The organism is Phytobacter sp. RSE-02 (assembly GCF_040578655.1).
GTDB classification, from domain to species: Bacteria; Pseudomonadota; Gammaproteobacteria; order Enterobacterales; family Enterobacteriaceae; genus Phytobacter; species Phytobacter diazotrophicus.
Genome location: NZ_JBEULY010000004.1, coordinates 95,516 through 116,872, shown reverse-complemented (window position 1 = coordinate 116,872; position 21,357 = coordinate 95,516). Strand labels below are relative to the sequence as shown.

The 21,357-nt window shown below is 51.4% G+C and carries 21 protein-coding genes; 15 read left to right on the top strand and 6 right to left on the bottom strand.

The window, feature by feature from the left end; translation table 11 throughout:
- The first annotated feature begins 15 nt into the window (after nt 1–15).
- Nucleotides 16–1,200, top strand: a complete 1,185-nt coding sequence (locus tag ABU190_RS10685) for a CynX/NimT family MFS transporter (protein ID WP_354691273.1) — start codon at nt 16–18, stop codon at nt 1,198–1,200.
- A 37-nt stretch (nt 1,201–1,237) separates the two neighbouring features.
- Here ABU190_RS10685 and ABU190_RS10680 read toward each other — a convergent pair whose 3' ends face one another.
- Nucleotides 1,238–1,945, bottom strand: a complete 708-nt coding sequence (locus ABU190_RS10680; protein ID WP_354691272.1) for a CTP synthase — start codon at nt 1,943–1,945, stop codon at nt 1,238–1,240.
- 162 nt (nt 1,946–2,107) lie between these two features.
- Here ABU190_RS10680 and ABU190_RS10675 point away from each other — a divergent pair, with 162 nt between their 5' ends.
- On the top strand, nt 2,108–2,617 hold the full coding sequence (locus tag ABU190_RS10675; protein ID WP_193793713.1) for a DUF523 domain-containing protein: 510 nt from the start codon (nt 2,108–2,110) through the stop codon (nt 2,615–2,617).
- The gene (locus tag ABU190_RS10670) at nt 2,604–2,948 is read left to right on the top strand and encodes a DUF488 domain-containing protein (RefSeq protein ID WP_296427771.1); all 345 of its coding nucleotides are present in this window, start codon (nt 2,604–2,606) and stop codon (nt 2,946–2,948) included. Before ABU190_RS10675 ends, ABU190_RS10670 begins: the two co-directional genes overlap by 14 nt.
- Nucleotide 2,949: 1 nt before the next feature.
- On the opposite strand, the gene ABU190_RS10665 is transcribed toward ABU190_RS10670, so the two are convergent.
- Together ABU190_RS10665 and ABU190_RS10660 are read right to left on the bottom strand one after the other, a co-directional pair.
- The gene (locus ABU190_RS10665; RefSeq protein ID WP_041851679.1) at nt 2,950–3,255 is read right to left on the bottom strand and encodes a hypothetical protein; all 306 of its coding nucleotides are present in this window, start codon (nt 3,253–3,255) and stop codon (nt 2,950–2,952) included.
- Nucleotides 3,256–3,330: 75 nt separating this feature from the next.
- A complete protein-coding gene (locus tag ABU190_RS10660; protein ID WP_354691271.1) occupies nt 3,331–3,573 on the bottom strand; it encodes a DUF333 domain-containing protein in 243 nt (80 codons plus the stop codon).
- A gap of 319 nt (nt 3,574–3,892) precedes the next feature.
- On the opposite strand from ABU190_RS10660, the gene ABU190_RS10655 reads away from it, so the two are divergent.
- The 3 genes from ABU190_RS10655 (at nt 3,893) to ABU190_RS10645 (ending at nt 7,023) form a co-directional block, all read left to right on the top strand.
- Nucleotides 3,893–4,921, top strand: a complete 1,029-nt coding sequence (locus ABU190_RS10655; RefSeq protein WP_354691270.1) for a sensor domain-containing diguanylate cyclase — start codon at nt 3,893–3,895, stop codon at nt 4,919–4,921.
- A 100-nt stretch (nt 4,922–5,021) separates the two neighbouring features.
- The gene (yoaJ, locus tag ABU190_RS10650; protein WP_107222887.1) at nt 5,022–5,096 is read left to right on the top strand and encodes a protein YoaJ; all 75 of its coding nucleotides are present in this window, start codon (nt 5,022–5,024) and stop codon (nt 5,094–5,096) included.
- Between the two features lie 103 nt (nt 5,097–5,199).
- A complete protein-coding gene (locus ABU190_RS10645) occupies nt 5,200–7,023 on the top strand; it encodes a sensor domain-containing phosphodiesterase (protein WP_354691269.1) in 1,824 nt (607 codons plus the stop codon).
- A 578-nt stretch (nt 7,024–7,601) separates the two neighbouring features.
- On the opposite strand, the gene ABU190_RS10640 is transcribed toward ABU190_RS10645, so the two are convergent.
- The 3 genes from ABU190_RS10640 to icd all read right to left on the bottom strand — a co-directional run bounded on the left by ABU190_RS10640 (nt 7,602) and on the right by icd (nt 11,109).
- Nucleotides 7,602–7,862, bottom strand: coding sequence for a hypothetical protein (locus ABU190_RS10640; protein ID WP_354691268.1), 261 nt, complete (start codon nt 7,860–7,862; stop codon nt 7,602–7,604).
- 760 nt (nt 7,863–8,622) lie between these two features.
- Nucleotides 8,623–8,874 (bottom strand): hypothetical protein, encoded by a 252-nt coding sequence (locus ABU190_RS10635; RefSeq protein ID WP_354691267.1) that lies wholly within the window; start codon nt 8,872–8,874, stop codon nt 8,623–8,625.
- 984 nt (nt 8,875–9,858) lie between these two features.
- Entirely contained in the window at nt 9,859–11,109 is a 1,251-nt protein-coding gene (gene icd / locus ABU190_RS10630; RefSeq protein ID WP_041851685.1) for an NADP-dependent isocitrate dehydrogenase, read from the bottom strand.
- Between the two features lie 116 nt (nt 11,110–11,225).
- On the opposite strand from icd, the gene rluE reads away from it, so the two are divergent.
- The 9 genes from rluE (at nt 11,226) to phoQ (ending at nt 21,290) form a co-directional block, all read left to right on the top strand.
- Nucleotides 11,226–11,876 carry a 23S rRNA pseudouridine(2457) synthase RluE gene (gene rluE, locus ABU190_RS10625; protein ID WP_354691266.1) on the top strand — a complete coding sequence of 217 codons (651 nt, stop codon included), beginning with the start codon at nt 11,226–11,228 and terminating at the stop codon, nt 11,874–11,876.
- 71 nt (nt 11,877–11,947) lie between these two features.
- Nucleotides 11,948–12,874 (top strand): hypothetical protein, encoded by a 927-nt coding sequence (locus tag ABU190_RS10620; protein WP_354691265.1) that lies wholly within the window; start codon nt 11,948–11,950, stop codon nt 12,872–12,874.
- A 23-nt stretch (nt 12,875–12,897) separates the two neighbouring features.
- Nucleotides 12,898–13,347 carry an NUDIX hydrolase gene (locus ABU190_RS10615; RefSeq protein ID WP_354691264.1) on the top strand — a complete coding sequence of 150 codons (450 nt, stop codon included), beginning with the start codon at nt 12,898–12,900 and terminating at the stop codon, nt 13,345–13,347.
- Between the two features lie 332 nt (nt 13,348–13,679).
- Nucleotides 13,680–15,632: a methyl-accepting chemotaxis protein gene (locus ABU190_RS10610; RefSeq protein WP_354691263.1), complete on the top strand. Its 1,953-nt coding sequence runs from the start codon at nt 13,680–13,682 to the stop codon at nt 15,630–15,632.
- 188 nt (nt 15,633–15,820) lie between these two features.
- Nucleotides 15,821–16,963 (top strand): tRNA 2-thiouridine(34) synthase MnmA, encoded by a 1,143-nt coding sequence (gene mnmA, locus ABU190_RS10605; RefSeq protein ID WP_354691478.1) that lies wholly within the window; start codon nt 15,821–15,823, stop codon nt 16,961–16,963.
- A gap of 35 nt (nt 16,964–16,998) precedes the next feature.
- Nucleotides 16,999–17,628, top strand: a complete 630-nt coding sequence (hflD, locus tag ABU190_RS10600; RefSeq protein ID WP_354691262.1) for a high frequency lysogenization protein HflD — start codon at nt 16,999–17,001, stop codon at nt 17,626–17,628.
- A 19-nt stretch (nt 17,629–17,647) separates the two neighbouring features.
- The gene (gene purB, locus ABU190_RS10595) at nt 17,648–19,018 is read left to right on the top strand and encodes an adenylosuccinate lyase (protein ID WP_041851691.1); all 1,371 of its coding nucleotides are present in this window, start codon (nt 17,648–17,650) and stop codon (nt 19,016–19,018) included.
- Nucleotides 19,019–19,155: 137 nt separating this feature from the next.
- On the top strand, nt 19,156–19,830 hold the full coding sequence (gene phoP, locus ABU190_RS10590; RefSeq protein ID WP_041851692.1) for a two-component system response regulator PhoP: 675 nt from the start codon (nt 19,156–19,158) through the stop codon (nt 19,828–19,830).
- Nucleotides 19,827–21,290, top strand: coding sequence for a two-component system sensor histidine kinase PhoQ (phoQ, locus tag ABU190_RS10585; RefSeq protein WP_193793724.1), 1,464 nt, complete (start codon nt 19,827–19,829; stop codon nt 21,288–21,290). The genes phoP and phoQ overlap by 4 nt, the downstream gene beginning before the upstream one ends.
- Nucleotides 21,291–21,357 lie beyond the last annotated feature (67 nt).

The window sequence follows — 21,357 nt, the reverse complement described above, 5'->3', positions numbered from 1 at the left end:
TATCCTGAGAATACAATGACCACGACGATTTCCTCACGGGGCAAACAAGGGGCACTGCTTATGGCGGGGATCCTGATGATTGCTACCACTCTGCGTGTCACCTTTACCGGGGCCGCACCGCTGCTTGACTCCATTCGGAATGATTATGGCTTAACCACCGCGCAGACCGGGATGCTCACCACTCTGCCGCTGCTGGCCTTTGCGCTTGTGTCTCCCCTGGCGGCAGGCATTGCCCGGCGCCTGGGTATGGAGCGTAGCCTTTTTGCCGCCATGCTGCTGATATGTGCAGGCATCGCCATACGTTCTCTACCCGCACCGGCGCTGCTTTTTATTGGCACCGCCATTATCGGTTGCGGCATCGCGATGGGGAATGTGCTGCTACCGGGGATCATTAAACGGGATTATGCAGGCCAGATCGCTAAACTGACCGGCGCGTATTCGCTGACCATGGGGGCTGCGGCGGCACTCGGTTCTGCACTGGTTGTCCCGATTGCGCTGATGGGTGCAGGCTGGCACGGCGCGTTGCTGATGCTTATGGTCTTCCCGCTCGTTGCGATGCTGCTGTGGCTACCACAGTTGCGTTTCGCAAAGCCCGCCAGCTTATCAGGCAGCCCGCTGGCGCAAAGTCGTGGGATCTGGCGTTCAGCGCTTGCCTGGCAGGTAACGCTCTTTTTAGGGATTAACTCGCTGATTTATTACGTGGTGATTGGCTGGTTACCGGCAATTCTGATCAGCCATGGCTATAGCGAGTCCGGTGCGGGTTCTCTGCACGGCCTGCTCCAGCTCGCCACGGCGGCGCCGGGTATTCTGGTTCCGCTCATTCTGCACCGCTTGCGTGACCAGCGTGCGCTGGCCGTACTCTTTGCCCTGCTGTGCGCAATGAGTGCCGCCGGTTTTTGGCTCTGGCCGGATCAGGCCGTTGTCTGGACGCTGGTGTTTGGCTTTGGGTCGGGTGGCACTATGATCCTTGGGCTGACCTTTATTGGCCTGCGTGCCCGCTCCGCGCATCAGGCCGCTGCACTGTCAGGGATGGCACAGTCGGTAGGTTATCTGCTGGCGGCTTGCGGCCCCCCGCTGATGGGGAAAATCCACGATGCCAGCGGTTCCTGGCAAATCCCGCTTATCGCCTGCGCGATCTTGTCCGTAGTGATGGCGCTGTTTGGGGCATGGGCCGGGCGCGATCGCGAAATGGCGACATAAATAATAAAACAGGCCTGTGCGGCCTGTTTTCATTGACTCAATCTTTCGCGGCTTTCAGCATCGCCTGCACCAGCGGAACCGGGCGTCCGGCAAGGGCATTACGCTCATGCTGGAAAAGGGTGGCGACAAAGAATGGATGGTTACTCAGCTCAACCGCACGAATTTCGCCATCTTCATCCCAGCCAGTGACCCGCATATCGCTTTTCTCCAGCTCGGCCGCAAAATCAGGCGAGATACCGTAGTTACAGTGGTAGCCTTCACTGATTTTCTCCCGCCCATAAGCACGGGCAATCAGCGTATTCGGGCGTAATTCAACTTCCGCCTCCTGCTCGACCAGCGAGCAGCTCAGCGGAACAATCACCATCCGGCCAGCGCTGTCGGTTTCCTGATGCGCGGCATCGCCCACCCCCATTACGTTGCGGGCATACTCAATAATGGCATGCTGGAAACCGCCGCAGGTGCCAAGAAACGGTATCGCGTTTTCCCGCGCATACTGAATGGCAATAAAGGCCCCTTCGGGATTTTTATACGGACTTGCCGGAACGACCCAGATTGCATCATAGCCAACGAGGTCATCACGGCTTTTAATCTCGGAGGTCGCCAGCCAGTCGTAATCTGCGGTAATCTCAAGGACGGCGGCGGCATCGTCGATCGCCAGCGGAATGGCCTGGTGCGCGACAACGTCGTGATTGTAATCACCAACGAGGGCAATTCGCAGGGTATCTTTAACGGGAATATGGGTCATGAAGGGGTCCCTATGTCAGAGCAATTAACGAATAACATAAGGAACCTCACATTAGCGATCTTTCGTCTACATCACAACACATTAAAAATGGCAGGGCATATTTTGCCGTATTCCGATAAAAACGGTGCTTAAGGCAACAGATGCGTCGAAGCTGGAGAAAAAATGCGCAGTAAAATTCTGGTCAGCGCCTGCCTGATGGGGTTCAACGTTCGCTATAACGGCACTAAAAAAGGGGCATTGCAGCAAACGCTGGCCTACTTACAGGAGGAACAGCGTCTGGTGATCCATTGCCCGGAACTGGCGGCAGGGCTCCCGGTTCCACGTTCACCCGCAGAAATACGCGCTGGCAACGGCCAGGATGTAATGGGCGGCGCAGCACAGATTGTTGAAGATAGCGGCCAGGATGTCACCGCGCACTATCAGCTCGCCGCCTGGCTGGCCCTAAAAACCGCACAGTCAGAAGGCTGTTGTGCAGCACTACTGACCGACGGCAGCCCCACCTGTGGTAGCCAGCAGATTTACGACGGCACTTTTAGCGGCGTTCAACGTCCAGGAATGGGTGTTGCTGCCGCGCTGCTGGAGGCAAACGGCATTCGCGTGTTTTCCCACCAGCAGATCGCGGAACTCGTCGCCTTTATCGAAGAGAGGGAACAGACAGATGATTCAATGTAAACGCGTCTATGATCCAGCCTGCGGACAGGATGGCTATCGGGTTTTGGTCGATCGCCTGTGGCCGCGCGGCGTTAAAAAAACCGATCTGAACTATGACGAGTGGTGTAAGGATTTGGCCCCATCGGGCGATTTACGTAAAGCCTTTCACGCCGATGTACTGGATTTCGCCGCGTTTCGGGAAGCATACCTTGCGGAACTTGCGGATAAGCGAGAGGCCGGACAAACGCTTAATGCGAAGCGTCAAAGCGGTGTTCTCACCCTGCTCTATGCCGCCAAAGACACCAGGCAAAATCATGCGCTGGTGCTGGCAGAATGGCTGGAATCGCTATAAATCAGGAAATCACCTGCTCGCGATGATGTTCAGGCAGGCTGTCCGGGTCGAGAGGCATCAGGTGTTCGGCACGAACAAAGGCGAAACCTTGTTGCCCATCGAAAGACCGCACATCACCCGTCACCAGCCACAAAGCACGATTCGCGCTTTGCGGCATGCGCGTCATCACACCATTGACCGGGTTCAGAAACATCTCGCCTGGCTGGCAAAGGCCAAATAACTCTACAGATTTACCAATATTACAGCGCCCGGCAGGCGTTTGCGCGCCAATGACCATCGCCAGGCTACCCGGTCGTAACTGAAACATAATTCTCTCGCGTACACATGCATCATGGAAAATAAGATTATTCTTAACCAAGTTTACCCTGATGCAGGTAGCGTGTCACGAGCGAGATTGAGGGTGATCGCGTCGCCACAGTTCCCATTCATCTATCACTTCACCGCCTGGCAATTTACATTCTGTGCGCACCCCCAGGGGGCTTTGCACAGGCACGCGTTGCCCACCCACCTGCAGACAATGCACCGCAGCCTGATTGGCTTTTCCTGCTACGGGTTGACGAGTCGTACCCGGTGGCGTGGAGCATGCCGTTAATGCACAAATGAAAAAGAAGAAAATATTACGCATCAAATTATCCATATTGAAATAATAAGCCAGAAATTTAGCTTAATGCGTTACGCCTGACATCTCCATGATTTCTCCATCCTTACGCCACTTTTTGCAGATATATTTGCCTCGTTCTCACCCATGACCAGAGAACATCATTCCGTAATCAATGAGTTTTTGCCCCGTCTCATCAACGGGGCTTTTTTTACGCAATCTCCTGAACCGTCCGTTTGACGCTGCCGATATATAAAACTTATTTAAGCCATGCTTTAATATGGCGAGTCTATATTTTCAGCATCAAGTGCATACAACGCGCAGTGCACAGGAGTTAATGAGCGTAATGTCCGATTTCATTTTGGCCCGAGTTTCCGAAACACTCCATAAAGATCAATCCCTTGAAAGCCTGGTGCGACAGCTCCTTGAAATGCTGGAGATGGTCACTGAAATGGAATCGACTTACCTTACCAAGATTGACGATGATGGTGGTTTTCAGCATATCCAGTATGCGCGAAACAGCAAACAACTTGATCTTCCAGAGGGTTTTTCTCTGCCGTGGGGTGACAGCCTGTGTAAGCGCGCGCTGGATGAGGGCTGTTTTTTTAGCGATGACGTGGCAACGCAGTGGGCAGATTGCGAAGCGGCGCAAAAAATTGGGATCACCACATACTTAAGCATGCCTGTGCATCTGGCGGATGGTTCGCTTTATGGCACGCTATGCGCCGCCAGTAAGGACACGCGTAAGTTGAGCGTTCGCGGTGAGCACGTTTTACGTCTTTTCGCCGGGCTGATAGCGCGTTCCATCGAAAAAGACCACCTGGTGGAACAACTGCGCGAAGCTAACGCGGCACTCATCGCCCACTCTTATACCGATCCGCTGACCGGCCTGCCTAATCGTCGGGCGATCTTTGATAATCTGACAATGCTATTTTCTCTTGCCAGGAACCTTGATATTCAGATTATTATTGCGTTTATTGATCTCGATAACTTTAAAAGAATAAATGATGAGCTTGGCCATGAATCAGGCGATCAATTCCTTATTCAGATTGGGCGTCGTCTTCTGGATGGTTGCGATAAAGATGATGTGGTCGGGCGGCTTGGCGGTGATGAATTTTTAATTGCCTGTCCAGGCGGGCCGCGCGATCAAACACAGACCGAAAGATTATCCTCCCTTAAGCAAAATTTGCACAAATGTCTCACTGGAGAATATCGACTGGGTTCCGTGAATATATTTTATCCCGGAGCCAGTATCGGTGTGGTCGAAATTAATCCTGATACTATTGATGCTGACAGTGCATTGCGCATCGCCGATCGCGCTATGTATCAGGATAAAAACGGAAAAAGCAAACAGCCGTTTTTACGGCTCAATTAATTCACTTTAGTGCGTTTTTTTGCTTGAGAATTATCTTATTTTCTTCTATTTAATTATTATCTGCATCGCTGGCAAAGGCTGCCAGCTCAGGAGCTAGTTCGTGAGAAAGTCAACAATCATTATGCTCATTGTGGCTGTTGTTGCCGTCGCTGGTACTCAACTCGGCTGGTGGTAGACGGTGGGCTAAATTTAACAGTCATAGTAGATGTCATCCTGGCCAGTGATGTTGTCGACAGAGCATAACCTAACAGCCTCATTTATCTGAGCAGGAGCTCGCAATGTTCACGGGACTTAAAAGAAGCGAAAGCAAACGGCTGGCGGCGCTGGAATTATTGCGTAAAGAGGATAAAGTCCGCGATGCAGCCCTGACAGAGTATGCCTGCCTTGCTTGCGAGGTGATGAATGTCGAAGGCTGCTTTATTACCGTATTTGATGATGACTACCAATATATCAAATATGTTAAAAATGTGCCGCTCGAACATTTTAAAGTCCCGATAGAAAAAACGATGTGCCAGTACTCGCGCGATAGCGGGCAGACCGTTGTCTGCCCTGATGCCCGACTGGATTCCCGTTTTTCCCATCAACCACTGGTGCAAAACGGCGATATTCTGTTTTATGCTTCGGCGCCGATGATGACGCAAGAGGGGATGGTGCTTGGCACACTTTGTGTCAGTAGTTCCAGCGTATTCACCCCAACAATGCAACAAATAGAAAGTTTTAACCGTATCGCAGAGCTTTCCGCAGTCTACCTCGAAGCGCGCTATTCTATTGGTCGCGTAGACACGCTTACCGGGCTTCCCAACCGCCAGTTTTTGCTGCGTGAAATGGAGCAAAAAACGCTGGAAAAAGACCCTAAAACCTATGGCCTGGTGATATTTGACTGCATTGATATGCCTCGTGCTTACGAGTTAATCCGCTATCTGGGATTGCACGCCGTGGATAATATGCTGCGCAGTTTTATCCCGCTGTTGCGTCTACGTCTGCGGTTAAAAGAGAATGTTCTTTTATACTCTTTCGCCCCTGCCCGTTTTGCGGTACTGGTTGAGATTGAACAAGCCTTAACGCTCGTTAAACGCGCAGAAACGCTGCCAGGAACGCGGGCGCAAATGGCGCAAAACATTGATATTACGCTGACTATCCATACCGGCTACGTCAAATTCTCGCCACGGGAAGATGATGCCCATGAAATTGTGCGTCAGGCGATCAGCGCCCTGCACGAATCAATCCGCCAGAATATTCCGGTCCTGCAATTTAATCCCATCCTTGATCATAAAAGAAATAAAGACTTTAAACTTCTTTATGACTTAAGTGAGGCGATTAAATCAACCAGCCAACTGTATCTGGTTTTTCAACCGAAGGTATCGTTGCGCTCTGGCAAAACAGAAGGGGTGGAAGCTCTGCTGCGCTGGCGACATCCACAGCTTGGCAATATTTCTCCGGCAACCATTGTTTCGCTGGCAGAAAAAACCAGTCTGATGTCGGAAATTACCCAGTGGGTCATCAAAACGGTCATCGCGCAACTGAAATCCTGGCGTAGCCAGGGTATTACCCTCCCTGTTTCGATTAACGTGACAGTGAGTGATTTTTCTCGTCCCGGCTTTGCGGATGAGCTGGAAAATAATGTTCTCAATGCGGGCTTGTATCCGGCTGATATTCGCATTGAGTGTCTGGAGACAGAAAAAGTTCTGGAAAGTGAAGCCGCGCTTGAAGAACTCGATCGCCTGAAACTGCTAGGTTTCCAGATTCTGCTGGATGACTTTGGCGCCGGTTACAGTAATATCAGTTACTTGCGTCGCATTCCTATTGATGTGATTAAATTGGATCGCTCATTGGTCAGTCAGATAACGACTGATTCCGGCAGTCGTATCATCGCCCGTAATGTCATCATGATGCTTAAAGAACTCCATTATGTGGTGCTGGCCGAAGGGGTTGAAGATCATGAGACGGCGCAAATGCTAACCGAGTTTGGCTGTGATGAGGCACAAGGTTATTATTTTTCGAGACCAATCCCGCCAGAAGAGATTAAAGCCTGGCTTGCGGACTGTAAGCCCTATCGCGTGTTAGGACGTATTAACAACGATCAGCATCAGTATGGTTCGTAATTTATGCTTAAGTGCCCTCTCCTGCTGAGGGCGAATGTTAAGCCTTAACCAATAAAGCCCGACATTAATAACCCGATCATCAATTTTCTCAATCCACAACGAGAAAAAAATGCGTTGGTAAATTTCGCTTAGGAAAGATATAAAGTACGCATGTGAAGGAAATACGATTTAACATTCTCTACCGCATTCTCGGACAGTTTTGATGTCGAAACTGTCCTTTTTCTTTTGTCGAAAATAATCCCCCGGCCATTTAATTATATTTTAAACAATCATTAGCAGGCTTCGTATTATCAAATACTTTTCTCTTCGTCGATAAATTATTTCCTGAAAGCACTTGCCAACGCCAGATGTTCACTTTATGGATTCGTTAAAATGCGGTCGGATTTATTGACAGGACGCCAGTAATCACAACACTTGCGCTGTGACCAGGCCCATCGACGGGGGGCTTATTTACATCACTCATTGTAAATACCCAGAATGGCTGACGCGACAGTCCTGCATGGCGAAATGCGTCGCTATCCCGTCAGCCAAATGTTTTTCTGACTAGTCGGCACCTGGATCACGCAATAACGCGTAACTCAGTGGGCCTTTTGAATCATCTGGATTGTTGCATCTTCGGATAATCCATGCCCCTGAATATGAACATCCAGCGAGACATCCTGGGTTTCGTTATGGAGGGTTTGGTCGCCTTCACCATGCAGGAAACCAACGATGATATCACCTCTTTCGATATCGTTTCCTGTTAGCAGTTTTACGACTGTGTGATTGCCGAATTCATCGCGAATGATGACATAACCAATCCGGTGTTCATGATGAAGGACGACTCCGCGCTGACTCATCTGAATGCTCCTTTGGACTATTTGATAGAGAAAGAATAGCCGAAAGTAGCAGGCTTTTACGTGAGGCAACGCATTTTCGTGATACACAAGATGCGCCTGAGGTTAAAAGGTGTGAAGCATCGTTTTCGGGTAAGCTTTAGTGCCCACTAACAGCGTGGTATTTCGGCTCGCGCTCCTGTCTTATCGCAGACCTCAACGACCTGCCTTATTACTTTTTGGCGTTGATGATTTGTTGAAAATGTATACATAACATTGAGATAAGATGGTAGGGATATTAGCCTGCCAACAAAGGTGGACGCGTTGAATAAAAATCATATTCGCTGGATAAGTATAGGATTTATGACGTTCTGTCTGGTCAACGGGATGATGGATCTCGTATCGCACCACAGGAGGTTTATTGCGACTGTTATGATTATCGGTAGCATCATCGCTATTGCATCAACATTGAGGCTTATTTTTAATCAAAAATAAGTTATCCAGGCAGGCGCAGTCTCGCAAAGCGCAACTGCGCAATGGTCCATCATATTGCTCGTATTTTTAGCTCATTCAATGATGGCCTCATTGGATCCCTGCTTATCAGATATCCGGGTGCGCCGAAAGATAACGGTGCGTCCTTAAAGGATATTTATCGTCTGATCCTCTATCCAGACCGGCGGCATCATGAAGCGCGACAACGCCTACCGACGTCGTTACGACGGTAAAAGCCTGTGATTCTACCTCACCTTACACAGGCTTCTTTCTGATGCTGCTCTGACGCCTTTTACAAATGTGAAGCAACCCCAGCCAGGCCAACAAAAAGTAGGCTGTCAGAATAGTCTTTTAATTCCTTAAGATATTCATCATCATTTTGTTTCATCATCGCGATAGCATCCTTAGCGCTCTCAGCGTTGACCTCAAAATGATGTTTTTTGTAACCCTTCCGTTTGAGAAGCGCCTTTGCTTCCTCATTTACGCTACTTTTGGGAAAGACTCGTGCACCCGATTCGTTGTAATAAAAAACATATACACTCACAGTAAACCTCCATGGATAGTACGGTGATTTCCGTTACTAAATTAGCATCTCCGCTTAGGCTAAGATACGTATATCCTTAAATAAAATAATGTCTTTCCTGCTGCCTGCTCAGTGTTTTTACGTCAGTCAGCAACGCGCCTTGCCAATGCGACAATCTCAATCATTAGCGTCAGGATCGCTTCATGATGCCGGACTGTTTTCTGTGCATGATCTCATAGGTCGCTAAACATCAAAATGTTGCCGGGATGGGCATAAAAGACACAGTACTGGCATTAATTTCTTTTGCGGAACTTTTTCAGCGAAGGCTATTAGCACTGTCGTATTCAAGCGTTGGTATTATGGATCTCACCTGAATATCACGTATATCGCGCTATGGAGCCATGGAGTTTATCAACGGGTGCAGGGAATATAATTTGGTGAAAGCACCTGCATCTTTAAATGACATCACACCGGGTGAATTTATCGGAAGTCTTCAAAAATGACTTTCTCCCTGACAACGGTGCCAATCCATGGCCCAGCATAAATAAACTTACCACAACTTATTCTTGGGCTGCTTTTTCTGCTGCTACTTTGCTCCCGTTACAAAACTCTTCGTTTTATCCAGGGCAAAAACGCGACACCTGATTCTGGATTTTACCCAGATCTTTGGTATCAAGCATTGAGTCGATGTGTCTAAGAACATATTTTTTAGGTTTCCATTGCCATCCACTAGAGTGATTTGGTGTATAGAACCATTAAACAATAATTTTGCCATATCCACCTGACCTACCAGGGAAAAATCGTCATGATGTTTGCCCTAACCTTACCGGTAGGTATCGGCGAAACAGACTGAAATATCATGATGACTGAGATAAAAACTGGATTATGGTCGGCTAAGCATCGTTTTCAGAGGGGGTTTTGGGGAAAATTTTGGGGAAGATTTCCTGAGTCGCATAAAAAACGGGAACCAATCGGCTCCCGTTCTTTTTTAACCCAGAAACAGGATTACATGTTCGCGATGATCGCGTCGCCAAACTCACTACATTTCAAAAGCTTAGCGCCTTCCATCAGACGTTCGAAATCGTAGGTCACGGTTTTGGCAGCGATAGCGCCTTCCATGCCTTTCACGATCAGGTCTGCGGCTTCGAACCACTGCATGTGACGCAGCATCATCTCAGCGGAAAGGATAACAGAACCCGGGTTCACTTTGTCCTGGCCCGCATACTTCGGCGCAGTACCGTGAGTAGCTTCGAACAGTGCACATTCGTCACCGATGTTAGCACCCGGTGCGATACCGATACCGCCTACCTGGGCTGCCAGGGCGTCGGAGATATAGTCACCGTTCAGGTTCATACAGGCGATAACGTCATATTCAGCCGGACGCAGCAGGATCTGTTGCAGGAACGCATCAGCGATCACATCTTTAATGATGATCTCTTTGCCGGTGTTCGGGTTTTTGATCTTCTGCCACGGGCCGCCGTCGATCAGCTCACCACCGAACTCTTCGCGAATCAGCTGGTAGCCCCAGTCTTTGAACGCGCCTTCGGTGAACTTCATGATGTTGCCTTTGTGTACGAGGGTTAGTGAATCGCGATCGTTGGTGATAGCGTATTCAATAGCCGCACGTACCAGACGTTTGGTGCCTTCTTCGGAACACGGTTTGATACCGATGCCGCAATGTTCCGGGAAGCGAATTTTCTTCACGCCCATCTCTTCACGCAGGAATTTAATCACTTTCTCTGCGTCAGCAGAGTCCGCTTTCCATTCGATACCGGCGTAAATGTCTTCGGAGTTTTCGCGGAAGATGACCATGTCGGTCAGTTCCGGGTGTTTAACCGGGCTTGGCGTGCCCTGGTAGTAACGTACCGGGCGCAGGCAGACATACAGGTCCAGCTCCTGACGAAGGGCAACGTTCAGAGAGCGGATACCGCCACCAACTGGCGTGGTCAGCGGGCCTTTGATAGCAACGCGGTATTCACGAATCAGATCGAGAGTTTCAGCGGGCAGCCAGACGTCCTGGCCGTAAATTTGGGTAGACTTCTCACCGGTGTAAATTTCCATCCAGGAAATTTTACGCTCGCCTTTATAGGCTTTCTCCACAGCGGCATCGACCACTTTCAGCATCGCAGGGGTAACGTCGACACCGATACCGTCACCTTCAATGAACGGGATAATCGGGTTATTCGGAACGTTCAGCTTGCCGTTTTGCAGGGTGATCTTCTTACCTTCCGCCGGAACAACTACTTTGCTTTCCATTCACCTCTCCTTCGAGCGCTTCTGGTTGTTACTGATTTTTGTTAATGAATTGTAATTAGCCTGTCAATACTACCTGATAGTTGGGTTCCATGAAAGGCAATCATGTTTCAGTTATAATGCGGCAATTGATAACCACTGAAAATACCATGAAGAAAACTTCTTTTAGAAATCACCACCTTGAGCGATTCAGCTCACGACAAGCTACTAAGCCGCGACGCGAAAACCAGCCAAAGCGGGTGATTTTGTTTAATAAACCCTATGATGTTTTGCCGCAGTTCACCGATGAGGCAGGACGCAGTACGCTTAAAGAGTATATACCTGTTCAAAATGTATACGCGGCGGGGCGTCTCGATCGCGACAGTGAAGGTTTACTGGTGTTAACGAACGACGGTGAATTGCAGGCGAAACTGACACAGCCGGGGAAACGTACCGGGAAAATCTATTTTGTTCAGGTTGAAGGAGAGCCGGGTGAAGAGGCGCTGGCAGTGTTGCGCGACGGTGTCACCCTGAATGATGGCCCAACCCTGCCCGCCGGCATTGAACGAGTTAGTGAGCCAGAGTGGCTGTGGCCGCGCAATCCCCCCATTCGCGAGCGGAAATCCATTCCCACCAGTTGGCTTAAAATCACGCTTTACGAAGGCCGTAATCGCCAGGTCCGTAGAATGACCGCACACGTTGGCTTTCCCACTCTCCGCCTCATTCGTTATGCGCTGGGTGAATATACCCTCGATGGGCTGCCCAATGGCCAGTGGCGAGAAGTGAAATAAACACGCTGTTTATACTGAATAATTCCGCAAACTAATCATTAATTGAAATTTGTCATGGATGAGGAGAAGGTATGTTGTTACGGGTTGCGGCTTTTTTGCTGCTCTGCGCTGTTTCGTCATCATGTTTTGCTAATGAAACTTGCGAGACCATCGGCGGGAGGGCCGCAGGCGAAGCAGATTATCTCTTCGAAGTTGCAAAAGTGACCAGCCCTGACCGGTTGCACTTTTATTCTGCCCCCGGCTCGGAATGCCAGCTTCCCGCTTTTTTAGTCAACGGCGATACCGTTGAAGTCCTGCGAAGCTCGGTCTTATACGGGAAATCAGGCGGGGTCTCCCCCACTCATCCCTTTCGCTATGTACGCTACCGGGATACCAACGGCGCATTTGTCACCGGCTGGGTGACGGCCGATGAGTTGACCACCCAGCCCACCTCGTTGCCGGTCAGCCATGAATGCCAGGCGTGGGCAGACGACACCTTGCGTACACGTGTGCGCGAAGCCCCTTCGGCCAATAACCGATACCGCGTTCAAGGTCAGGCGCGCGTATGGTTTTACACGATGCCCAATGAAAAGTGCCGTAGCTCGTCGGTCTTCCTGGTGCCGGGTGATAGTGTTTCCGCTCAGGAGCAGTCCGAGGATGATTTTCTTGAGGTGAACTGGTACGGTCCCGATCACCGCATCATTCGCGGCTGGCTTAAAAAATCACAGCTTGCGTCTATTGACGAAGGCGATCGCTATCGCGACGACATTAACCCGCTCTCTGTCGATAAAGCCACGCGTATCGCCACGCTTTCCCTGCGCACCGATTATCACTGTGTGTTTTATGAAAGCTGGAACGCGCAAAAAGAGATTCAGATTATCGTTCGCGAAGATCACCAGTCGGCGCTGTGCCGTGGCAGTGCGGATAGCGAGACGTCTCCACCGGTGGCCTATATTAGTATCAACAAGCAGAGTGGCGAGATCAGTTGGCCGGATATGGCCGATGGGTTTGATGAATAACTTTGATAAACAAAGAGGAAAGTATGTTTAAACCTCATGTCACCGTCGCCTGCGTCGTCCATGCGCAGGGTAAGTTTTTGGTCGTAGAAGAGACAATCAGCGGCAAGGCACTGTGGAATCAGCCTGCCGGCCACCTGGAAGCCAATGAAACGCTGATGCAGGCTGCAAAACGCGAGCTGTGGGAAGAGACAGGTATTCACGCCACGCCCGATGCCTTTATTCGTATGCATCAGTGGATAGCGCCGGACAAAACCCCTTTCCTGCGTTTTCTGTTTGCCGTCGATCTCGAAGACATCTGCGCCACCGAGCCGCACGACAGTGATATTGACCGCTGCCTGTGGGTCAGCGCTGATGAAATCCTGAATGCGAAAAACCTGCGTTCCCCGCTGGTCGCAGAAAGTATTCGTAGCTGGCAAACCGGTACACGTTATCCGTTATCGGTGATTGGCGAATTTAACTGGCCTTTTAAATAAGCGTCCGATTTTGACAACAGCCGCGCCTGCGCGGTTGTTGTGTTTTCCCCGTTGCGCCCGTCAACAACACCTGCTGAATTAATACCAAAGCGAAATATTTAACCGCAACTTAACCAACCAGAAGTAACGCTACACTCGATATATTCCTTCGCGTTCCACGCGCCTCAGCGATCACTCCTGCTACACACGCCTTTTTTTGTGCATTTTTACGCCAAAACGGCTGCATTTTTAACAACTAAAGATCAAAAAACATACGCCGATAGACATCAAGGAAGGCAGTCCCGATTTGCGGGATTGTAATGGTGCTATACGTTGAGATCAGAGGTACGGTGATGGCAAGACAGTATGTTCAAAAAAAGATGAGTACCCGTGCGCAAATGTTGCTCACCGGCGCGTTAACCATCACTCTCGGCTTTGTTGCAACCATTGGCGTGCTGAGCTGGCAGTCCAGCAACGAGCAAAAATCATTAGCAGAAAAATACTTACACCAGATTGCGCAGAGTGAAGCCCTGAAAATTCAGCAAGACCTTAATTATGCGCGCGATGTTGCGCATAATCTCGGCCACAGTCTGATTGCCTTACCGGCAGCCGGGATAACGGATCGTCAAGTCGCCGATAAAATGATGGAATCCGCTCTGCGTGATAATCCTGATTACCTTTCCATCTCGGTGATTTTTGAAGAAAACGCCTTTGACGGAAAAGATGCGGATTTTGCAGATAAGCCCGATCAGGCACCGAAGGGGCGGTATGCCTTCTTCGTTGATCGCGATCAGTCAGGCAATTTCAAGATGCACCCCCTGCTCTCTTATCTGACGCCAGGTCAGGGTGATTATTACCTCGTACCGCAAAAATCCCAGAAAGACACGCTGATTGAACCCTATAGCTACGCTTACAACGGCGTGCCGACGCTGTTGACATCCGTCGCCGCCCCGGTGGTCAGTCAGGGCAAACTGCATGCTGTGATCACCTCGGATATCTCACTTGCCTCATTGCAGGAAAAAGTCAATCAAATTAAACCCTGGGAAGGTGGCGGCTACGCCGTACTGTTGTCCACCGCAGGCAAAGTTATCTCTTATCCTGATAAGAAAATGACCAGCAAACCCTTTCCGGGCAACACCAATAATTTCTCTTCACAGGTGGTGGAACAGCCTGATGCTATCCTCGGTGAGGATGCTTTAGTGACCTGGCAGCCGGTGTCTATCGGCAACAGTCCCGACAAATGGTATCTGGGTGTCGTCGCACCTGTCAGCCAGGTGATGGCAGCGGCCAACCGTCAGTTGATGAACGCCATCATTCTGATGGTACTCAGCATTCTGCTGGTTAGCGCCTTACTGGGTATCGTCTTTAGCCGCAAAGTATTGAAACCGATTGGCGGCGAACCGCTGGAAGCGGCAACCATCGCGCTGGCCGTCGCAGACGGCAAACTGGATAACGAGATTAACGTCAAATCTGGCGATCGCCATAGCCTGTTCTTTGCGCTGCAGACCATGCAGGCACAACTGCGTCAAATCGTCGGGCAGATCAAAGATGCCAGTGATTCTGTACGTCAGGGCGCGGGGGAGATTGTTAGCGGCAACATTAACCTCTCTTCGCGTACAGAGCAGCAAGCCGCAGCACTGGAGCAAACTGCCGCCAGCATGGAGCAGTTCAGCGCAACGGTGAAACATAACGCCACCAACGCACACCAGGCTACGGCCCTGACAGCAAATGCAACGCAGATTGCCAGCCGGGGTGAAGCACTCGTCGGCCAGGTGGTTAAAACTATGTCGCAGATTGATGACAGCTCGAAAAAAATCAGCGACATCACCACCATGATCAACAGTATCGCCTTCCAGACCAATATTCTGGCGCTTAACGCCGCCGTCGAAGCGGCGCGCGCTGGCGAACAGGGGCGCGGTTTTGCCGTGGTGGCTTCCGAAGTGCGTAACCTTGCGCAGCGCAGCGCCAACGCGGTGAAAGAGATTGCCGCATTGATTGAAGAGTCGAGTCAGCGTGTTGAGAACGGCGTTCAACTGGTTAATGATGCCGGGAAGACAATGCAGGAAATGACTCAGGCGGTGAATTCCGTCCAAACCATCATTAATGAGATTGTTGTCGCCTCTGATGAGCAGGCCAAAGGCATTAGCCAGGTGACGATTGCGGTTAACGAGATGGATGGCGTCACCCAGCAGAACGCTTCGCTGGTGCAAGAGATGGCGGCGGCGGCAAGTTCCCTCGAAGAACAGGCACAGCAACTTGCCCAGAGTGTCGAGCAGTTCAGCATCGATGAGCAGCGGGCCGCCTGATACAACGCGTCAAAACGCATGAGTTAACATAAACCCCGGCCTCGCTGGGGTTTATCGTTCTGTGCCTCGTTCCAGACGAATAATCACGCCATTAGCGCTCACGGCAAGCCAGGTTAGCGGTAATTTGCGCCCGACTTGTTGCGGATTGGTAATATGCAGGGGTGCCTGTGCGGCGAGTGCGTGATAGAATACGCCGCCTTGAAGTTCAATGTCGTGAGTATTCTATGTCTGATAGCCCAAAAAAAGTGATCGTCGGCATGTCCGGCGGTGTCGATTCTTCCGTATCTGCCTGGCTGTTACTGCAACAGGGTTATAAGGTGGAAGGCCTGTTCATGAAGAACTGGGAAGAGGACGACGGCGAGGAATACTGTACCGCGGCGGCCGATCTGGCCGATGCGCAGGCCGTGTGCGACAAACTCGGTATTGAACTCCACACCGTAAACTTTGCCGCAGAATACTGGGATAACGTGTTTGAACACTTCCTGGCGGAATATAAAGCCGGGCGCACGCCTAACCCGGATATTCTGTGCAACAAAGAGATCAAATTTAAAGCCTTCCTCGAATTTGCCGCCGAAGACCTGGGCGCCGATTATATCGCGACCGGTCACTATGTCCGCCGGGCTGATGTCGACGGTAAAAGCCGTTTGCTTCGCGGTCTGGATGGCAACAAAGATCAGAGTTATTTCCTCTATACGCTTGGTCATGAGCAGATTGCGCAAAGCCTGTTCCCGGTCGGTGAACTGGAAAAACCCGAAGTGCGTAAAATCGCCGAAGAGTTGGGGCTCGTCACTGCGAAGAAAAAAGACTCTACCGGTATCTGCTTCATCGGCGAGCGCAAATTCCGCGAATTTTTAGGCCGCTACCTGCCTGCCCAGCCGGGCAAAATCCTCACCGTTGACGGTGAAGAGATTGGCGAGCATCAGGGGCTGATGTACCACACGCTGGGCCAACGCAAAGGTCTGGGGATTGGCGGAACCAAAGAAGGTACCGAAGATCCGTGGTACGTGGTCGATAAAGATGTGGAAAACAATATCCTGGTGGTCGCGCAGGGGCACGATCACCCACGTCTGATGTCCGTTGGGCTGATTGCCCAGCAATTGCACTGGGTTAATCGCGAACCGCTGGTCGGTACGCTGCGCTGCACCGTGAAGACCCGTTACCGCCAGACCGATATTCCGTGCACCATTACTGCCGTGGATGATGACCGCATTGAGGTTCGTTTTGACGAGCCGGTTGCTGCGGTGACGCCAGGCCAGTCTGCCGTTTTCTATAGCGGCGAAGTGTGCCTTGGCGGCGGTATTATCGAACAGCGTATCGCGCTGCCGGTTTAATCGACGAGACTGAGATAGCGAATCAAGGAGCGAGTGTGGCTAAGAATTACTACGACATCACCCTGGCGCTGGCAGGCATTTGCCAGTCCGCCCGTCTGGTGCAGCAACTGGCGCATCAGGGACATTGCGACGCCGACGCGCTCCATGTCTCTCTTAATAGCGTCATCGATCTTAACCCGGACTCAACCCTCAGCGTTTTTGGTGGCAGCGAAGCGAACCTGCGCACCGGGCTGGAAACGCTACTCGGCGTACTTAATGCCAGCAGCCGTCAGGGTCTGAATGCCGAATTGACCCGCTATACTCTTAGCCTGATGGTGCTGGAGCGCAAGCTGGCGGGCCACAAAGACGCCATGAATACGCTCGGTGACCGTATCGCTGGTTTGCAGCGCCAGCTTGAGCATTTTGATCTCCAGTCGGAGACGCTGCTTAGCGCTATGGCCAGTATTTATGTGGATGTGATTAGCCCACTCGGCCCGCGCATTCAGGTGACCGGTTCGCCAGCGGTGCTGCAAAGCCCGCAGGTCCAGGCGAAAGTTCGCGCCACACTGCTTGCAGGTATTCGTGCCGCGGTGCTGTGGCATCAGGTTGGCGGTGGCCGCCTGCAATTAATGTTTTCCCGTAATCGCCTGACCACTCAGGCCAAACAAATTCTCGCTCATTGTTAACCTCCCGGAGTTCTGAACTATGGAATTATCCTCACTGACCGCCGTTTCCCCTGTCGATGGACGCTACGGCGATAAAGTCAGCGCGCTGCGCGGGATCTTCAGCGAATTCGGTTTGCTGAAATTTCGTGTACAAGTCGAAGTACGCTGGTTACAAAAGCTGGCGTCACATGCAGCGATCAAGGAAGTTCCTGCTTTTGCTGATGACGCAAACGGTTTCCTCGATAAAATCGTCGCCGACTTCAATGAAGAAGACGCGGCGCGTATCAAAACTATCGAGCGCACCACTAACCATGACGTGAAAGCGGTCGAATATTTTCTGAAAGAAAAAGTGGCGGATATCGCGCAATTACACGCGGTCTCTGAATTTATCCACTTCGCCTGCACCTCAGAAGATATCAATAACCTCTCCCACGCCTTGATGCTGAAAACCGCGCGTGATGAGGTCATCCTGCCTTACTGGCGTCAGGTGATTGATGCGGTGAAAGACCTCGCCGTGCAGTATCGCGATATTCCGCTGCTTTCTCGTACTCACGGACAGCCGGCCACGCCGTCTACCATGGGGAAAGAGATGGCTAACGTGGCATACCGTATGGAACGCCAGTATCGCCAGTTAAATCAGGTGGAAATCCTCGGCAAAATCAACGGCGCGGTGGGGAACTACAACGCCCACATCGCCGCTTATCCGGAAGTGGACTGGCACCAGTTCAGCGAAGAGTTTGTGACCTCTCTGGGTATCCAGTGGAACCCGTACACCACGCAGATCGAGCCGCATGACTATATTGCGGAGCTGTTTGACTGCATGGCGCGCTTTAACACCATCCTGATCGACTTCGATCGCGATGTGTGGGGTTATATCGCCCTGAACCACTTCAAACAGAAAACCATCGCCGGTGAAATTGGCTCTTCCACCATGCCGCACAAGGTGAACCCGATTGACTTCGAAAACTCCGAAGGCAACCTCGGCCTGTCGAATGCGGTGTTGCAGCACCTGGCCAGCAAACTGCCGGTATCCCGCTGGCAGCGCGACCTGACCGACTCCACCGTACTGCGTAACCTGGGCGTTGGCGTGGGCTATGCGCTGATTGCCTATCAGGCAACCCTGAAAGGCGTGAGCAAACTGGAAGTGAACCGCGACCGTCTGCTGGACGAGCTGGATCATAACTGGGAAGTGCTGGCAGAGCCGATTCAGACCGTTATGCGGCGCTACGGTATCGAAAAACCGTATGAGAAGCTCAAAGAGCTGACCCGTGGTAAACGTGTGGATGCCGAAGGCATGAAACAGTTTATTGATAGCCTTGCGCTGCCGGAAGACGAGAAAGTTCGCCTGAAAGCGATGACCCCGGCAAATTACATTGGTCGTGCCATCACCATGGTCGATGAACTGAAATAACCCCTTCCTGCCGACTTTCGCCCTCTTTTCATCAGGAAAGAGGGCTTCCTTCCTCTCGGTTTAACAAATGTTTATCCCTGCCGCCCGAGAATCAGCGTTAAACTATTCGTATTGAAAATATAAGGAGAGTTAAGACGATGCGCGTACTCGTTGTGGAGGACAATGCCCTGTTGCGTCACCACTTAAAAGTTCAGCTTCAGGAACTGGGACATCAGGTCGATGCTGCGGAAGATGCAAAGGAAGCGGACTATTTTCTTAATGAACACGTGCCTGATATCGCCATTGTCGATCTCGGCCTGCCCGATGAAGACGGCTTATCGCTGATCCGCCGCTGGCGCAGCCATGAGGTCTCTCTGCCTGTTTTGGTCCTGACCGCGCGTGAAGGCTGGCAGGATAAAGTCGAAGTACTGAGCGCAGGTGCCGATGATTACGTCACCAAACCTTTCCATATAGAAGAAGTTGTGGCGCGCATTCAGGCCCTGATGCGCCGTAACAGCGGTCTGGCCTCACAGGTTATCTCTATGCCGCCGTTTCAGGTGGACCTCTCGCGCCGCGAAATGTCGATCAGCAGTGAAGTGGTTAAACTGACCGCGTTTGAATACACCATTATGGAAACCCTGATTCGCAACAGCGGCAAAGTGGTCAGCAAAGACTCGCTGATGCTCCAGCTCTATCCCGATGCCGAACTGCGCGAAAGTCACACCATTGATGTCCTTATGGGACGCTTGCGTAAGAAAATCCAGGCACTCTATCCCGCAGAGGTGATCACCACAGTACGTGGTCAGGGTTATCTCTTCGAACTGCCCAAATGAGACGTTTAATGCGGCATTTTCTGCCGCTCTCGCTACGGGTTCGTTTCCTTCTGGCGACCGCCGCCGTCGTGCTGGTGCTCTCCCTCGCCTATGGCATGGTTGCCCTGATAGGCTATAGCGTCAGTTTCGATAAGACCACGTTTCGCCTGCTGCGCGGTGAAAGTAACCTGTTCTATACCCTTGCCCGCTGGGAAAACAACACCCTGACTGTCGACCTGCCCAACAGCCTCAATTTACAAAGCCCGACTATCACGCTGATTTATGACAAAGACGGCAAACTTATCTGGGCGCAACGTGATATCCCGTGGCTGGCAAAACGTGTTGACCCCGCCTGGCTTCAGGCCGATGGATTCCACGAAATCGAAGCGGATGTGGACGACTCCAGCACGCTGGTCGATAACGATGAGTCGGTGGTGGAACAGTTCAACGCGATTCGGGAGGATGACAACACCTCGGAGATGACCCACTCGGTGGCGGTCAATCTCTATCCGGCCACGGCGCGGATGCCGCAGCTCACCATTGTCGTTATCGATACCGTGCCCATCGAACTCAAACGCTCCTGGATGGTGTGGAGTTGGTTCATCTATGTCCTGGCGGCAAACCTGTTGCTGGTGATCCCACTGCTATGGATGGCAGCCTGGTGGAGCTTGCGCCCCATCGAAGAACTGGCGAAAGAGGTGCGCGAGCTGGAGGAGCACCACCGTGAGAATCTGAACCCGGCCACCACTCGCGAGCTTACAAGCCTGGTGCGTAACCTCAACCGCCTGCTCAAAAGCGAGCGCGAGCGTTACGACAAATATCGGACCACCCTCACCGACCTGACACACAGCCTGAAAACCCCGCTGGCAGTGCTGCAAAGTACGCTGCGTTCGTTACGCAGTGAAAAACTGAGCGTCAGCGACGCCGAACCGGTAATGCTGGAACAGATAAGCCGCATTTCTCAGCAGATTGGTTACTATCTGCATCGCGCCAGCATGCGCGGTGGCAGCGGGCTGCTCAGCCGTGAGCTTCACCCGGTCGCCCCGCTTCTTGATAGCCTGACCTCGGCGCTAAACAAAGTGTATCAACGCAAAGGGGTGAATATCAGTCTCGATATCTCCCCGGAAATAAGCTTTGTCGGTGAGAAAAACGACTTTATGGAAGTGATTGGCAACCTCCTGGATAACGCCTGCAAATATTGCCTCGAATTTGTCGAAGTATCCGCAAGGCAGACCGATGAGAATGTGCACATCATTATCGAAGATGATGGTCCTGGGATCCCGTTATCCAAACGTGAAGTGGTCTTTGATCGTGGTCAGCGTGCCGATACGCTACGTCCGGGCCAGGGGGTGGGATTATCCGTCGCACGCGAAATCGTAGAACAATACGACGGGCAAATTCTGACCAGCGAAAGTTTACTCGGCGGGGCAAAAATGGAGGCCATCTTCGGCCGCCAGCAGCCGATAAGCGGCGATAATTAACGCATTCAGTCAAAATAACACGGCCTGTCCCACGCAGGCCGTCCACCATCCGTTATACTCCGACTCA

What these genes read in the sequence shown, in the direction of transcription:
- ABU190_RS10640 (WP_354691268.1), bottom strand. Translation starts at nt 7,862, where the DNA reads ATGAGTCAGCGCGGAGTCGTCCTTCATCATGAACACCGGATTGGTTAT.
- phoP (WP_041851692.1), top strand. Translation starts at nt 19,156, where the DNA reads ATGCGCGTACTCGTTGTGGAGGACAATGCCCTGTTGCGTCACCACTTA.
- ABU190_RS10615 (WP_354691264.1), top strand. Translation starts at nt 12,898, where the DNA reads ATGTTTAAACCTCATGTCACCGTCGCCTGCGTCGTCCATGCGCAGGGT.
- icd (WP_041851685.1), bottom strand. Translation starts at nt 11,109, where the DNA reads ATGGAAAGCAAAGTAGTTGTTCCGGCGGAAGGTAAGAAGATCACCCTG.
- ABU190_RS10655 (WP_354691270.1), top strand. Translation starts at nt 3,893, where the DNA reads ATGTCCGATTTCATTTTGGCCCGAGTTTCCGAAACACTCCATAAAGAT.
- phoQ (WP_193793724.1), top strand. Translation starts at nt 19,827, where the DNA reads ATGAGACGTTTAATGCGGCATTTTCTGCCGCTCTCGCTACGGGTTCGT.
- rluE (WP_354691266.1), top strand. Translation starts at nt 11,226, where the DNA reads ATGCGGCAATTGATAACCACTGAAAATACCATGAAGAAAACTTCTTTT.
- ABU190_RS10675 (WP_193793713.1), top strand. Translation starts at nt 2,108, where the DNA reads ATGCGCAGTAAAATTCTGGTCAGCGCCTGCCTGATGGGGTTCAACGTT.
- ABU190_RS10610 (WP_354691263.1), top strand. Translation starts at nt 13,680, where the DNA reads ATGGCAAGACAGTATGTTCAAAAAAAGATGAGTACCCGTGCGCAAATG.
- ABU190_RS10670 (WP_296427771.1), top strand. Translation starts at nt 2,604, where the DNA reads ATGATTCAATGTAAACGCGTCTATGATCCAGCCTGCGGACAGGATGGC.
- ABU190_RS10645 (WP_354691269.1), top strand. Translation starts at nt 5,200, where the DNA reads ATGTTCACGGGACTTAAAAGAAGCGAAAGCAAACGGCTGGCGGCGCTG.
- ABU190_RS10660 (WP_354691271.1), bottom strand. Translation starts at nt 3,573, where the DNA reads ATGCGTAATATTTTCTTCTTTTTCATTTGTGCATTAACGGCATGCTCC.
- ABU190_RS10680 (WP_354691272.1), bottom strand. Translation starts at nt 1,945, where the DNA reads ATGACCCATATTCCCGTTAAAGATACCCTGCGAATTGCCCTCGTTGGT.
- ABU190_RS10685 (WP_354691273.1), top strand. Translation starts at nt 16, where the DNA reads ATGACCACGACGATTTCCTCACGGGGCAAACAAGGGGCACTGCTTATG.
- ABU190_RS10620 (WP_354691265.1), top strand. Translation starts at nt 11,948, where the DNA reads ATGTTGTTACGGGTTGCGGCTTTTTTGCTGCTCTGCGCTGTTTCGTCA.
- purB (WP_041851691.1), top strand. Translation starts at nt 17,648, where the DNA reads ATGGAATTATCCTCACTGACCGCCGTTTCCCCTGTCGATGGACGCTAC.
- ABU190_RS10665 (WP_041851679.1), bottom strand. Translation starts at nt 3,255, where the DNA reads ATGTTTCAGTTACGACCGGGTAGCCTGGCGATGGTCATTGGCGCGCAA.